We start from the raw sequence: 13,999 nt of genomic DNA on the forward strand, positions 1-13,999 counted from the left end.
AATGGTGATGAATGCAGAAAGTGTTTGAAATGAATTTAAGTATGGGAGTGAGATTTTATGTATGGAATCATTATTGTCGACGATGAATTATTTGTCCGCAAGGGATTAATTGAAATGATTGATTGGGAAAACAGCGGTTTCGAGGTGATAGGAGAGGCAGATAACGGAGAAGACGCTCTGGACCTGATCTGCAAGCTAAAGCCGCATCTTGTCATTACGGATATTCGTATGCCGAGCCTGGACGGAATCGGACTAATTCAAGCCGTAACAGAGGCTCAGCTTGAAACCGAATTCATTATTATCAGCGGTTATAATGACTTCCGTTACGCCCAGCAGGCGGTTCGATATGGGGTGCTGGATTATGTGCTCAAGCCGATTAATGAGAATGAAATCGTGAAAGCGCTTTATAAATATCGTGACAAGTTTTCTGCACAGAAACAGCTAAGAGAGAGACTTCATACACATGAGGGAGAGAAACTGATTGAGATGCTCATCCGCGGTGAAGCTAAGGACAATGCTCTTGAGGCTTGGGAAAAGCATTGGGCGGAGATGGGAGCGAAGGAATTTATGTACGTCTTGCTGGAAATCAATAATGTGTTTCCTTGGGGAGACAGGCTCATGCCTCCTAAGGCAGAACTCAAAAAGGCAATTCAGCAATCGGTTCAGCAGATTTGTTCGGAAACTCCGATTGTGTACGAGCATCGCCGCTCCTTTGGGTTTATTATACCTGATCTTTATTTAAGAGGGCATAATGGAGATGTCCGGAGCTTCATGACAGATTGTCTGCTCCAGCTTGATCATCACTTCTCATTAGACATTCAAGCCTATGTAGGCAAAACAGTAAGCTCCTTTATGCTGTTGAAGCATTCTTACGTCAGTGCGAAGGAAACCGTGCAATATAAATACTTCAGGCATACCCAGCGTATTTTGCTGCACCGGGACATTGCCGATACGGATCTCCATTATGTCCATATTAGGGACGAGGTGCATCGGACAATCATTGAAGCCATTGAAGAGAACAATGAGCATCAGCTTGTTTTAGTTATCGACCGAATGTTTACGGAGTTTGCAGAGAAGGTTGTATCACAGGAAGCTATAAAGGCGGCCACTATTCAATGTGTCCACAGTGTGCTAAATACGGTCAGAAGTATGGAAGGCGATGAAAAGCGACTGGCAAGCCTTGTGCCGATTATGAACTGGCAGGATCATAACATCACATTTAGCGAGCTACGATCATTATTTGAAACCTTTGCGCTGGAGGCTGCCGGGTTGATTCAAAGTCTCTATCAAAGCTATGGCAGTGGTGGGCTTTATAAAATTAAGTGCTATGTAGATAAAAATTTTCATGAAAATCTTAATTTGAAGAGTATTGCCAATCAATTTTTTATGAATTCTGCCTATCTCGGACAAATATTCAAGAAGAACTATGGAATGTATTTCAACGACTACTTGCTCCAGCTGCGCATTACTGAGGCCAAGAAGCTTCTAAGACAGACCGACTTGCGGATTTATGAAATTGCTGAACAGGTGGGCTTTAAAAATGCTGATTATTTCGTAACTCAATTTGAAAAGCTGGGACAGATGACCCCCACGGAATACAGAAGTCGAATCGGCAAGCGCTAAAGCGAGGAGGGGGAAGGAAAATCCATGAATCTACTGAATAATATCCGGCTGCGGAACAAAATGTTTCTGGTATATTTTCTTGGTGTCATTGCTCCTATCATTCTGACAAATGCGATTTTTTATAATATTATTACCGAGAATGTAAAAGAACAAAGGATCAATGATATTGACCGTGCCGTGGAGCAAATTAAAAATGAATTCCAGTTAATGGTCGACCAAGGTGTAGGGCTGTCTTCCTTTTTTTATGCGGATTACAAAACCAATGAAGTGTTAAACATGAATTTTACGTATACGGAAGACTACGTAGAGGCCTATGATCTCTATTTAAGATCCATTTTGAACAATTACTCCCCTTTCTCTTCTTCTCTACAAAACAAAACGATATATGTAGACAATCCCACGCTTTTGAATTCTGGAAATATCGGAATATTATCCGATGAGGTTCGTGAAGAAGCCTGGTATAAGCTTTGGCTGAAGGCTGCGTCACCACATCCTGTATTTGCTCGCATCGAAGACGCGCAGGGCCAGTTTCAATCTTTTTCGCTGCTGCGGAAAATGGATTATTTCGCGGATCGAATGGATAAGGAAAAGCTGATAAAAATTGACTTCAAGACGATTGATCTCACAGAAATTTTTTCTAATTTGAATGTGAAGGGAGACATGTACCTGCTAGGTCCAGGAGACCGAATAGAATACACAACCAATCCGGCGATTGACTGGAAGGCTAATACGAAGCATCTGTACAGCTCCTTAAATGCAGATAATCTCATTCAATTTGAAAAGGGATATGGCAGCATCAGTTATTTGCGCGACTGGAGAATTGTGGGAACTATTAATGAGCATGAGATTATTAAGGAGGAGCTGAAGTCCCGCTATTTCATTCTTTGGTCTGGTTGCGTAATGATGATTTTTCCTACTGTCATTATATTATTTATTACGAGGTCTATTAACGTACGGATAATCGAAATCCTGAAGCATATGAAGAAAGTAAAAACACAAAATTTCCAAGTGATTATGTATGGGGAAGCTCGTGATGAAATCGGTCAACTGACGCTCGAATTCAACAATATGATTATGCAGATTAAGACATTAATCAACGATGTGTATATTACAGCCATTCAGAAAAAATCACTTGAGCTGGAACGGCGCAAGGCGCAGCTGAATGCGCTCCAAAGTCAGATTAACCCCCATTTTCTGTTCAATGCGCTGGAAACGATACGGATGCGGAGTTTGCTTAAGCATGAGAAGGAAACAGCCAAAATGATTCAAAGTATGGCGATGATTTTTCGCAGCTCTTTAACCTGGAACAAGGAATGGGTAACGGTGGAGGAGGAATTGGGTTTTATAATGTGCTTTTTAGATATACAGAAATACCGTTTTGAAGACAAGCTGCAATACCACATTGATGTAGAGCCAGCAGCCCGTGCTTGTGTAGTCCCGAAGATGGTATTTCTTCCCTTCGTGGAGAATGCCAGTATTCATGGGATTGAACCGCTGAAAAAAGGCGGAGGAATTGACATACGGATTGGAATTGAGGAGGATTTTGTCGTTTTTTCGGTCAAGGACAATGGAATTGGCATGAACGAGGAACAGGTCAGCAGGCTGTATGATTACCTCAAGTCGGAGGATATTATTGGTGACCGGATTGGGATACAGAATGTCATCTACAGGGGAAAAATGCTTTATGGCGACCGAATGGTATTTGAAGTACACAGCGGGCCTGATGAAGGGACACGCATCGTTCTGAAAATTCCATCGAATCCATAGTTTTCAAAGAATAAACCATAGTTTAATGGGTAACGATGGAATGAAAACGCTTTTATACTATAGGAGCAGGACACCATTCATATAAAGGGGGAGTAAAAGCAATGAGCAAAACCAGAAGAATGTGGCTTCTCTGCTTAACAGCCGTTTTATCGTTATCTATGATTACAGCTTGCTCTGGCAACAATAATACCAAGGGGAGTACAGGAACGGCGGAGCCGAGTGGTAGTGCGACTGCCGAGGCCAAGCAGGATAAAGTAACCTTTACAATTTTCAACGGGGTAGCCGGATCTAAGGATGGTAACACCAATCAAACGACGCTCGGTAAGCTCCTAGAGGATCAAACTGGTGTAAATTTTAAGCTGGAGTTTGTAGTTGGCGATTTAAATACAAAGATTGGTACGATGATTGCTGCTAACGATTATCCAGATGTGCTAATCCCGGATGCAGCAATAGAAGAAGTGCTGAATGCAGGTGCCTTTATTCCGCTCGATGATCTCATTGAGCAATACGGTCCGAATATCAAGCGGGTTTATGGAAAATCACTGAATCAAATGAAATCTAAAGATGGGAAAATTTATTTTCTCCCTATTGCCGCTCAAGTGAATGATTTTATTCCTGAGCCGGAAGCCGGAGCAGCCTTCTGGGTGCAGCGTCGTGTACTTGAGGAAGCTGGATATCCTAAGATTAAAACGTTGGATCAATATGTCGAGCTCATTACAAATTACCGAGATAAGCATAAGGACGAAAATCTAACAGGATTAGTGTCGCTTACACATGACTGGAGATTTTTTGCTACCTCCAATCCGCCTATGCATCTTATGGGCTATCCGAATGACGGCAACGTTATGGTAGATACCAACACGTGGGAAGCCAAAACATATGCAGGCTCAGACGCCACGAAGAAGTGGCTGAAACAATTAAATACGCTTAATGCAAATGGACTTTTTGACAAAGCCTCCTTTGTTGACAACTACGACCAATATATCGCTAAATTGACCTCCCATAAGGTACTCGGCTTTTTCGATTATCGTTGGCAGGTAGATAATGCGCTTAATGTCTTGAAGGATGCGGCAAGAAAAGATCCTTCGCTGGACGGATATAATTACTTCCCGCTGCCGATTACCTATGATGAAAATACGCCGGATGCTTATCTCGATCCTCCAGGCGGATTAGTAACCAACCGCGGAATCGGGATTACGGTTAGCGCCAAGGATCCGGTTCGAATCATTCAGTACTTTGACAATATGCTGACGGAAGAAAATCAGACGCTATTGTCATGGGGAATCAAGGGCGAAACCTATGAAGTAAATGAAGAGGGCCGCTTCTATCGTACGCAAGAGCAAATTGACAAAATTGATGAGCCGTTCAGAGAAAGCTTTGGCTTCAAATATTACAGCTGGAACTGGCCAATGTATAATGCTACCTCTACACTTGCTGATGGCAATGCTCGAAATGTTGCCAGCCAGCCAGAGGTTTTCCAAATGACACTGACGGAGAAGGATAAACTCATTCTGGACAAATATGGTGTCCAAACCTATAGCCAGCTGTATGCTGAGCCAGTTAGCCGTCCGTACTTCCCTGCTTGGGGCTTTGCCAAGGAGCAAAATTCACCGGAGCAGCTATGGGAAGCAAACAAGGATGAAATGACGAAGAAGTACTTCCCGAAAATGGTAATGGCTGCTCCCGATAAGTTTGATGCGATCTGGGAGGAGTATATGAAGGAGTTCAGCAAGCTAGACACGGCTGGCTATGAAAAATGGACAACGGAGCAAGTGAAGCTGAAGGTTGAGATGGCGAACCAGTAATCGTATTTATGAGAAAGGCCAGACTGCATCGGTTGAGGCTGGCCTTTTATGAATGTTTGCTTTATCCGTATGGCTTTGGAAGGAGAGAATGAAGGTGGACAAAAATACGGTATTGACGATGTCAAAGGCAAACAAACAACATAGCCGAATCAGTGTTTTCTTTAAGAGGCTGTTTCAACAGCGTGCCCTTGCCATCATGTCCGTTCCCTTTTTAATATGGCTCATTATATTTAAATATTTACCGCTATGGGGCTGGACCATTGCATTCCAGGATTATAAGCCGGCTAAAAAATTTCTAGAGCAGTCATGGATTGGGTTCGAGCATTTTAAATTTTTGTTCGGAGATGACCGGTTTCTCAGGGTTTTACGAAATACGCTGGCTATGAGCTCGATTAATCTGATTTTTGGCTTCGTTACAGCCATTACACTTGCCTTGCTGCTTAATGAGGTACGAAATATCGCCTTTAAACGTGTCGTTCAGACGGTCAGCTATTTACCCCACTTTATATCTTGGGTGGTGGCCGCGAGTATTATCCAAACGACCTTGTCGCCGGATGGAACGATCAACCAGCTGTTAGTGGGATTAGGTTTTATTGATCGCGGCAGTGAAATATTGTTTTTAGGCATTCCTGAGTATTTCTGGACCATATTCGGAGCCAGCTCTATCTGGAAAGACATAGGCTGGAATACGATTGTGTATTTGGCGGCGATGACAACAATAGATCCTACGCAATATGAGGCTGCAGAGATTGATGGTGCGAACCGTTTCAAAAAGATGATCTATATTACGCTGCCTGGTATTAAGTCGGTTGTAATCATCCTGCTTATTATGAATATTGGATATTTGCTGGAGTCGGGATTCGAGCCTCAGTATTTGCTAGGCAATGGCATGAATGTGGACTATTCCGAAAACATTGATATTTTCGTATTGAAATACGGGATTGCCCAAAGTAATTTCTCCCTTTCCATTGCAGCAGGCATGTTCAAGACCGTGGTCAGCTTCATTCTCTTGTTCATAGCGAATAACGCTGCGAAACGTATGGGCGAAGCCAGGCTGTATTAGAAAAGGAGGAGCACGAATGGAAACCGTAGCTGTCAAAAAGAATAAACGGAACAAGCATCAAATGAACACTTCCTTCGGTGACCGCTTGTTCGTCATTTGCAACTACAGCTTTATGATTTTTTTGATGATCATTACTCTCTACCCATTTTTGAATGTACTTGCGGTTTCTCTCAACAGCGCACAGGATTCAATAAAAGGCGGAATATACCTGCTGCCAAGAGAGTGGACACTCGCTAACTATAGCTACATTTTAAGAGAGGCGACCATTTTTCATGCGACTTTCATATCAGTCCTGCGCACAGTCATAGGAACCGTCGTCACAGTCTTCTGCTCAGCGATGGTGGCTTTTACGCTTAGCAGACAGGAATATGTGCTGCGCAAATTCATCACTGTGGCCTTCATTATGACCATGTATTTTAACGGAGGATTAATTCCAAATTATCTCTTAATGAGAGATTTGGGGCTGGTGGGCAGCTTCTGGGTGTATATTCTTCCGGGCGTTATTGGCGTGTTCAACCTGATTATTATCCGTTCCTTTATCGAGAATCTTCCTGAAAGCATACTTGAGTCGGCAAAAATTGATGGTGCAGGAGATTACAGAACCTTCTTCAGTATTATTTTGCCGTTAACGGTGCCCGTGCTTGCAACGGTAGCTTTATTTTCAGGGGTATACCAATGGAATATGTGGTTTGATGTATTTCTTTATAATTCATCCGACAGCAATTTAAGCACCTTGCAATATGAATTGCAGAAAATTTTACAGAACTCCAATACAACCACTGGAACATCCAGCATGGATGGCATGATTCAAGGGGCAACTGGAGGACAGCAAAATATGGTTACGCCTATGGCAGTTCGTGCTACGATGACGATTGTTGCCTCGGTGCCGATTATTATGGTGTATCCGTTCCTGCAGAAATATTTTGTTAAAGGCATGATGGTAGGCGGAGTAAAAGGGTAAATTCGAGCTTATATTCAGAGAGGGGCGAATGCATGTTAAGAGAAGTGCATGTTGAAAATGGGATCGTTCAAGGTTTGCCCGCGGCTGATCCGCGTATTACCAGCTTCAAGGGAATTCCGTTTGCGGCCCCGCCTGTTGGAGAGAACCGCTGGCGTGCTCCTCAGCCTGTACAAAACTGGGATGGGAAATGGAAGGCGTATGATTTTGCTCCTATGTCCATGCAAGCACCGACCGTTATTGATATCAATAATATTTATTCTCGGGAATGGGCTGTTGATCCTAACCTGCCGATGAATGAAGACTGCCTTTACCTTAATGTGTGGACACCTGCCAAACAGACCGATGAGTTGCTGCCCGTTTTTGTATGGTATTTCGGTGGAGGATTCCAGGTCGGACATACGGCCGAAATGGAGTTTGACGGCGAACGTATTGCCCGTAGAGGGATTGTCGTCGTGACCGTGAATTACCGCTTGAATGCCTTTGGCTTTCTAAGCCATCCTGAAATTACTGCTGAGTCGCCCGATGCTCCGGCGAATTTTGGACATCTTGATCAGCAGGCAGGTACGCAGTGGGTGAAACGAAACATTGCTGCTTTTGGCGGAGATCCTAATCAAATCACAATAGGGGGACAGTCAGCTGGCGGCGGAAGTGTGCTGAGCCAGCTGACCTCCCCGCAAAATGAGGGACTGTTCCAGCGGGTCGTCATTATGAGCGGTGTCTTTACCCCGCTCTACCCAAACAACCCAATGCCGCCAAGGAAGCGCTCTCTTAAGGCGGCTGAGGAGGACGGAGCTTCCTTCTTTGAATTCATTGGGGTGTCTACTTTGGAAGAGGCTCGTAAACTGGATGCCGTATATATTCGTGATAAAATGCTGGAGTTTGGCGGTTTATGGGGTACCGTTGTGGACCATCAGTATTGTAATGGCAATCCTTATGACCTGCTTCTGAAGGGGCAGTTCCATAAGGTTCCGATTATGCTAGGAAATACGGCATCTGAATTTCTCAGCGTACCTGCTGTCAGCAGCGTGGATGAATTCAGAGCGATGGCTGTTGAAATGTTCGGCGAGGAAGCGGAGGAATACCTTAAGCTTTTTGCCGCTCATTCAGAAAATGTTGAGGAACTAATAAGTCAAGCTTCCGTTAACCATATTGAATATGCGGCCCGTGTTTCTGTTAAGGCCAACAGTGATTCTGGCAACGGCGTCCCTATGTACTACTATACTTTTGATGCTGATATTCCAGGCTGGGACAATCCGGGAACGTTCCATTCAGTGGATCTGTGGTTTCACTTTGAGACTCTGGCCAAATGCTGGCGTCCCTTTGTGGGCAAGCATTATGATCTTGCCCGTCAAATGTGCAATTATCTTGCCAATTTCATTAGCACGGGAGATCCAAATGGTAAAGATTCCACAGGTGAGGATATGCCTTCATGGAAACCGTGTACAGCGGAAGCGCCTTACGGCATGAAATTTGCGGATAAGGCGGAGTTTGTGGCGGAGCCTCCGAGTGAGGTTATGCAATTTCTAGTCAGGCAATATTTCAGGCATTAAGCAAGATCCATTTTTTGGTTTGCAGCTTGCTCTGAAATCCGATTTTAGCAAAATGAGCAAAGAAGCTGGCGCCTTGGTTACTAAGCGCCAGCTTCTTTTGCTGCGAAAACCTATTCCATTCATGTTCCTTTGTTTCTGAATCTATTAAGCATAAATCGGCAGGCTAATTGATTTGAACCAGCTGCCATTGCTGATGCAGATCGCCGCGGTATAAATTTTGTTGGATCTTTGCACCATTTGCCGTGGAGGCGCCCAGAACCTCAACTGCTTTGTTGCTATTCACATTAAGGATGCTCCAGTATCCGTTACTAAGCTTGATTAATCGAAACTGCTGTGCTGTATTGGAGAGATCCTGCATAAGCTGAATCGCTTCTCCGTTATTTTTCGTTCCGTTACGAACATCCATAACTTTATTATCAGATGAGCTCACGCTGCGCAGCTTGTAGTAGTTGTTGTAGGTTCCTTGATCCGTAACGACCCAGCGCTGCGCCGTCGTATTATTGTCCGTCGACTGTTGAAGCTGCAGGGCGTTCGTATTTTGCCCGCCCGGAACCTCTAGTGTTTTGCCTGAAGCGCGGTTCACAAGCTTGTACGTGGCACCGTTTGTCACTCCATTCCAAACCCCATTCCAAGGATTGAACTGGGCACGTTCATAATACCATTCAAAAATAAAACGGGCCATGCCATCGCGGGCCGCGTTGCCATCATACAGCAAGCCAGCTGTCGGGTCTGCGAACGAGCTTCTCGTGCCGGAATTCAGCAAAAATCCGTTCATATGGACGGCAATGCTCACATTGCCTGCTGCTGTGAAGATCGCTTTCGTGTTTTTGCCGAATCCCTCGCTAGAGCCGTTAAACAGCTCCCAATAGGAGGAGTCTCCGGGTTGTGTCTTAAACCAGGTAGTTTCTGTAATATTGATTGGATAATAATCAGCGCAAGGCTTAATATTGGTATCCCACTGCTGCTGCAAAGGTGCATAATTGTCATTGGCGCCATAGCCTGGATACCAATGAACCGAATAACCAACATTATTCAGTGGATCTGTCAGTGGATACGCTGCGCATAATTGATAGTATTGATCCCAGCCGAGCCCAGCCGCCCAGATAACATTATCTGCGCCTTTACTGCGAATGGTAGAGATTAATGAGTTTTGGAAATTTTTGAGCGAGTTCCAGTGGGCAACGAAATTGGATTGTGAAGGATGTCCGCCCCAAACACCGTTGACATCGGATAAAACAGGTTCATTGATTAGCTCGAACATGACGTTATCCGCGCTCTTAATGCCCGGCTGATCAGCTAGGTAGCCCCAGATCTGATTGAATTTAGCAAGATTGTCGGGTGTTGTCGCTTGGTTGTTATTCAACGTGTAATCGAGACCGAGTGTTACATATAAGCCTTTAGTCTTCGCATAGCTGATATAAGGAATGATGACGTTCTGGGTGACGGCCTGCAAGCCAGCAAAGTTATAGGTGCCCGCTGCAACGTCTCCCATGTCTTCACGGTCTATAAATAGACGGACCTGATTCATATACCATCCATGGCTGTTGCCGTATTTAGCGGAAGTGCTCGTAAAGGTATCGGTAATATCCTTCAAATACGCCAAAATAGCAGCATGCCGATTCCCGCCGTTCTGATTAAGATAGTAGTTGCTGTTCTGATAGGTCCAATAAGCACCGGAAGGCTGATGCCAGCCGCTAAGCAAAACGGGCTGACCATCAGTGTTTACTAGCTGGTTACCACTAACATGGAGCTTGGACATTGGCATGCCGACCCATGCTTCTGCAGCATTTCCAGTTAGCAGCATTGGTGACATCAATAGTGCGAGAAGCAGCATAATCTTGACTCCTAAGCTTACGTTCTTCTTAATCATTTGATACATCTCCCTTATTTTTGATTTATGTCATTCATGGTAGTACGTAGGCAGGGTGCAGCAGTCAATACCTTTCTCTGTGGGGGGACAACGGAACTGAATGTATACGCTTGCAAAATGAGTTTACTACTAGGCAATGATCGACGGAAACCTGTCGAATGATGGGGAATGCCCCGCCTAACTCTACTTTTGGGGTAGGAGAAAGAAGTATGAATCGACAGGTTGTTAGTTCTAAATGAAAGTACTACACTGTTGGCAGTGTAGTACTTTCATTCAGGAAAGGAAGTTAATGAACATGGCTAAATATCACTTAATATTGAATAACGCACCAGCAGGGTATGACCAATATGGGGAAACAGTCGCCTGCGGGAAAATAGAAACGGTTGAATATTTCTCAAGAACGGTAGGCACCTCACGCAACATGATGATTTACACACCACCCGGATATACAGAGGATCGAAGGTATAACGTACTTTATCTATTGCACGGTATCGGTGGAGACGAAACGGAATGGTACCACTATGGCAAGCCGCAAGTTATTTTAGATAATTTGTATGCAGCAGGCAAGCTTGCGCCCATGATCGTCGTCATGCCCAACGGTCGGGCAATGCCCAATGATCGAGCAGAGGGAGATCTATTCGATGCCGACAAGCTGAAGGCTTTCGAGAATTTTGAATATGATTTGTTATACGAGATCATTCCATTTATACAATCATATTATTCGGTTTTGCCCGAAAGAGAGAATCGTGCGCTTGCGGGATTATCTATGGGCGGAGGACAAGCGCTGAATATCGGGTTGGGGAATCTCGACCATTTTGCATGGATTGGCGGTTTTTCATCTGCTCCTAATACAAAGGCGCCTGAACGGCTAGTGCCTAATCCTCAGGAAACAACCTCGAAACTCAAGCTGCTCTGGCTTTCATGCGGAGTGCTGGATAATCTTAAACATATCAGCGACCAGACACATGCATATTTGTCCCAATATAATGTGCCTCATATTTGGTACGAGGAGAGCGGCGGCCACGATTGGCCCGTATGGAAAAATGATTTGTATCTTTTTTCTCAGCTTATTTTTCAAAAGTTTCAAGTTTAAGCTGCCAGCCGTCATAACCTGGCGAGTTGGGATCGAATCGAAGCACAGTTTCCGCTAATTTAATGTACGTGGCTTGGCAGTCGACCTGAGGGTCGCTGCCTTTTTTTGTTGGAATAATGACAGAGAAGAGAGAGGGCGATACCCATTCGGTTAGAGTATTGCATGAAGCTTAGGCTGAAAAATAAAGAAATAGAAAAAGTAACTTTTGAATAAAAGAGGTCACCTGCGATAGAGAGAACCTGACTCTTCCTCCACTATAATAAATCTATCCTGTTAATAAGAGTGAGGTTAAAGACTATGGCTACTCCATCCCCTGTAAATTCTTTGTCTAAGCAAGCGCATTCACAGCGACAGAGGGGCATCACCCTTTTGCTGCGAAATGTGGTGAAGCATCGCGTGCTGCTGCTAATGCTGCTGCCGACGAGCCTTATTTTTTTTGTTAACTGCTATATCCCGATGTTTGGGGTCTTCATTGCTTTCAAAAATATTAACTATATTGATGGCATTTTGGGCAGCCCGTGGACGGGGCTGGACAATTTCCGATTCCTCTTCGCGACCTCAGATGCATGGCGAGTAACCATTAATACGGTTTCCTACAATGTCGTCTTTATTGTATCCGGGCTAATTCTTTCGGTTGCGGTCGCCATTGCCGTTAATGAAGTGCGTGCCAAGCTTGCCTCGCGAGTCTATCAGACGATTATGATTATGCCGAATTTTTTGTCTATGGTCGTTGTTAGCTATATCGTGTACGCTTTTCTGCATCCGGAATACGGCTTTTTGGTGAAATATATTTTGCCTTTGTTCGGCTACTCTTCCGTAAATGCTTATATGCACCCACAGGCATGGCCTTATATTTTATGGATAACCAAAATGTGGCACTCTATCGGCATAGGCAGCGTCATCTACCTGGCGGCAATAACCGGGATCAGTGAGGAGCTGTATGAAGCTGCGAAAATGGATGGCGCTAGCAAATGGCAGCAGATCACCCGAATCACGATTCCGCTCCTTACTCCTGTGATGGTCATCCTGACGATTTTAAATTTAGGAGGTATTTTCCGCTCCGATTTTGGCTTGTTCTATCACGTTACGCTGGACTCTGGCGCGTTGCGTTCTACGACAGATGTTATTGATACTTATGTTTACAGAGGCTTGATTCAGCTCAATGATTTGGGAATGTCCTCTGCAGCTAATTTTTACCAATCGGTTGTTGGATTTTTCCTTGTCATTGGAGCCAATAGTCTGGCCCGTAAACTTAATCGCGATACAGCACTTTTCTAGAACGGAGAATCGAAATGAACCCAAAAGCAAGCGTTAAAACGTCTCAGAAGGCCTCCAAGCTAGCCGAAACGATACTTCACATCATATTCATCGCTTTTAGTCTTGCATGTATTCTGCCTATCGTGCTGATTGTCGCTATTTCGTTTTCAGATGAAAAATTACTGACTTTACAGGGCTACAAGTTCTGGCCTGACAAACTGGACGTATCCGCTTATCAATATTTATTTACCAATTCCACAACACTCGTAAAAGCCTATGGGGTTAGCCTTAGCGTTACCATTATTGGCACGATAATGGCAGTATTATTAATTGCCTTATACGCCTATCCTATTTTTCGCAAGGATTTTCCTTTCAAAAAAGCTTTTAATTTTTATCTGCTGATTACGATGCTTTTCTCAGGAGGGCTGGTGCCGTTCTATCTGCTATACGTCAATTTTTTGGAGCTGAAGGACTCGTTCGCCGCACTAATTCTTCCTGGCCTTTCGAACGCGTTTTATATTTTCATTACTCGTACCTTCTTTCAGCAGACTATCCCGGAAGAGATGATTGAATCGGGTAAATTAGACGGAGCATCGGAGTGGCGAATTTTCTTCCAGCTGGTTCTTCCTATATCACTTCCCGTCCTTGCAACGGTCGGTTTGTTCACGACGCTGATGTATTGGAACGATTGGTTCAATTCCATGTTATTCATTAATGATACGGATAAATTTTCCTTGCAGTATGTCATGATTCAAATGATTCGCCAAGCAGAGTTTTTTAAAAATCAATTGGCGGGCAGCGGCGTAGCTCTTATGGTGCAAGAAGCGGTTCCAACGGAAAGCCTTCGCATGGCGATGGTGGTCGTCTCGATTGGGCCTATCCTATTTGTTTATCCATTTTTCCAGAAGTATTTCACCAAGGGTCTTACCATCGGGGCTATCAAAGGTTAATTCGTCTAACTCTAGCTAAATAGCTGGTTAGAATATATGATTATAGGAATAGGGGAGGCA

10 protein-coding genes are annotated in these 13,999 nt (G+C 44.2%); 9 read left to right on the plus strand and 1 reads right to left on the minus strand.

Annotated features, from left to right (window positions below; genetic code table 11):
* Window positions 1-57: 57 nt before the first annotated feature.
* From V5J77_RS13115 to V5J77_RS13140, 6 genes are all read left to right on the plus strand, one after another.
* Window positions 58-1,623, plus strand: a complete 1,566-nt coding sequence (locus V5J77_RS13115; protein WP_338556447.1) for a response regulator transcription factor — start codon at window positions 58-60, stop codon at window positions 1,621-1,623.
* A gap of 24 nt (window positions 1,624-1,647) precedes the next feature.
* Window positions 1,648-3,390, plus strand: coding sequence for a sensor histidine kinase (locus V5J77_RS13120; RefSeq protein ID WP_338556448.1), 1,743 nt, complete (start codon window positions 1,648-1,650; stop codon window positions 3,388-3,390).
* A gap of 101 nt (window positions 3,391-3,491) precedes the next feature.
* Window positions 3,492-5,195 (plus strand): ABC transporter substrate-binding protein, encoded by a 1,704-nt coding sequence (locus V5J77_RS13125; protein WP_338556450.1) that lies wholly within the window; start codon window positions 3,492-3,494, stop codon window positions 5,193-5,195.
* A gap of 118 nt (window positions 5,196-5,313) precedes the next feature.
* Entirely contained in the window at window positions 5,314-6,258 is a 945-nt protein-coding gene (locus V5J77_RS13130) for an ABC transporter permease subunit (protein ID WP_338556768.1), read from the plus strand.
* 61 nt (window positions 6,259-6,319) lie between these two features.
* Window positions 6,320-7,219, plus strand: a complete 900-nt coding sequence (locus V5J77_RS13135) for a carbohydrate ABC transporter permease (RefSeq protein WP_338556770.1) — start codon at window positions 6,320-6,322, stop codon at window positions 7,217-7,219.
* Window positions 7,220-7,251: 32 nt separating this feature from the next.
* The gene (locus V5J77_RS13140; protein WP_338556451.1) at window positions 7,252-8,769 is read left to right on the plus strand and encodes a carboxylesterase family protein; all 1,518 of its coding nucleotides are present in this window, start codon (window positions 7,252-7,254) and stop codon (window positions 8,767-8,769) included.
* A gap of 163 nt (window positions 8,770-8,932) precedes the next feature.
* On the opposite strand, the gene V5J77_RS13145 is transcribed toward V5J77_RS13140, so the two are convergent.
* Window positions 8,933-10,639, minus strand: coding sequence for an RICIN domain-containing protein (locus tag V5J77_RS13145; RefSeq protein ID WP_338556453.1), 1,707 nt, complete (start codon window positions 10,637-10,639; stop codon window positions 8,933-8,935).
* A 295-nt stretch (window positions 10,640-10,934) separates the two neighbouring features.
* On the opposite strand from V5J77_RS13145, the gene V5J77_RS13150 reads away from it, so the two are divergent.
* The 3 genes from V5J77_RS13150 to V5J77_RS13160 all read left to right on the plus strand — a co-directional run bounded on the left by V5J77_RS13150 (window position 10,935) and on the right by V5J77_RS13160 (window position 13,939).
* Complete coding sequence (locus V5J77_RS13150) at window positions 10,935-11,732, plus strand: alpha/beta hydrolase-fold protein (RefSeq protein ID WP_338556455.1); 798 nt, start codon at window positions 10,935-10,937, stop codon at window positions 11,730-11,732.
* A gap of 369 nt (window positions 11,733-12,101) precedes the next feature.
* Window positions 12,102-13,010, plus strand: a complete 909-nt coding sequence (locus tag V5J77_RS13155) for an ABC transporter permease subunit (RefSeq protein ID WP_338556457.1) — start codon at window positions 12,102-12,104, stop codon at window positions 13,008-13,010.
* A gap of 14 nt (window positions 13,011-13,024) precedes the next feature.
* Window positions 13,025-13,939 carry a carbohydrate ABC transporter permease gene (locus tag V5J77_RS13160; RefSeq protein WP_338556459.1) on the plus strand — a complete coding sequence of 305 codons (915 nt, stop codon included), beginning with the start codon at window positions 13,025-13,027 and terminating at the stop codon, window positions 13,937-13,939.
* Window positions 13,940-13,999: the final 60 nt, after the last annotated feature.

This window comes from Paenibacillus sp. KS-LC4 (assembly GCF_036894955.1).
In the GTDB taxonomy this organism is placed as follows: Bacteria; Bacillota; Bacilli; order Paenibacillales; family Paenibacillaceae; genus Pristimantibacillus.

Excerpts from the sequence above, each read along its gene's own strand:
- V5J77_RS13150 (WP_338556455.1), top strand. The coding sequence starts at position 10,935 with ATGGCTAAATATCACTTAATATTGAATAACGCACCAGCAGGGTATGAC.
- V5J77_RS13125 (WP_338556450.1), top strand. The coding sequence starts at position 3,492 with ATGAGCAAAACCAGAAGAATGTGGCTTCTCTGCTTAACAGCCGTTTTA.
- V5J77_RS13140 (WP_338556451.1), top strand. The coding sequence starts at position 7,252 with ATGTTAAGAGAAGTGCATGTTGAAAATGGGATCGTTCAAGGTTTGCCC.
- V5J77_RS13120 (WP_338556448.1), top strand. The coding sequence starts at position 1,648 with ATGAATCTACTGAATAATATCCGGCTGCGGAACAAAATGTTTCTGGTA.
- V5J77_RS13160 (WP_338556459.1), top strand. The coding sequence starts at position 13,025 with ATGAACCCAAAAGCAAGCGTTAAAACGTCTCAGAAGGCCTCCAAGCTA.
- V5J77_RS13135 (WP_338556770.1), top strand. The coding sequence starts at position 6,320 with ATGAACACTTCCTTCGGTGACCGCTTGTTCGTCATTTGCAACTACAGC.
- V5J77_RS13115 (WP_338556447.1), top strand. The coding sequence starts at position 58 with ATGTATGGAATCATTATTGTCGACGATGAATTATTTGTCCGCAAGGGA.
- V5J77_RS13145 (WP_338556453.1), bottom strand. The coding sequence starts at position 10,639 with ATGATTAAGAAGAACGTAAGCTTAGGAGTCAAGATTATGCTGCTTCTC.
- V5J77_RS13130 (WP_338556768.1), top strand. The coding sequence starts at position 5,314 with ATGTCAAAGGCAAACAAACAACATAGCCGAATCAGTGTTTTCTTTAAG.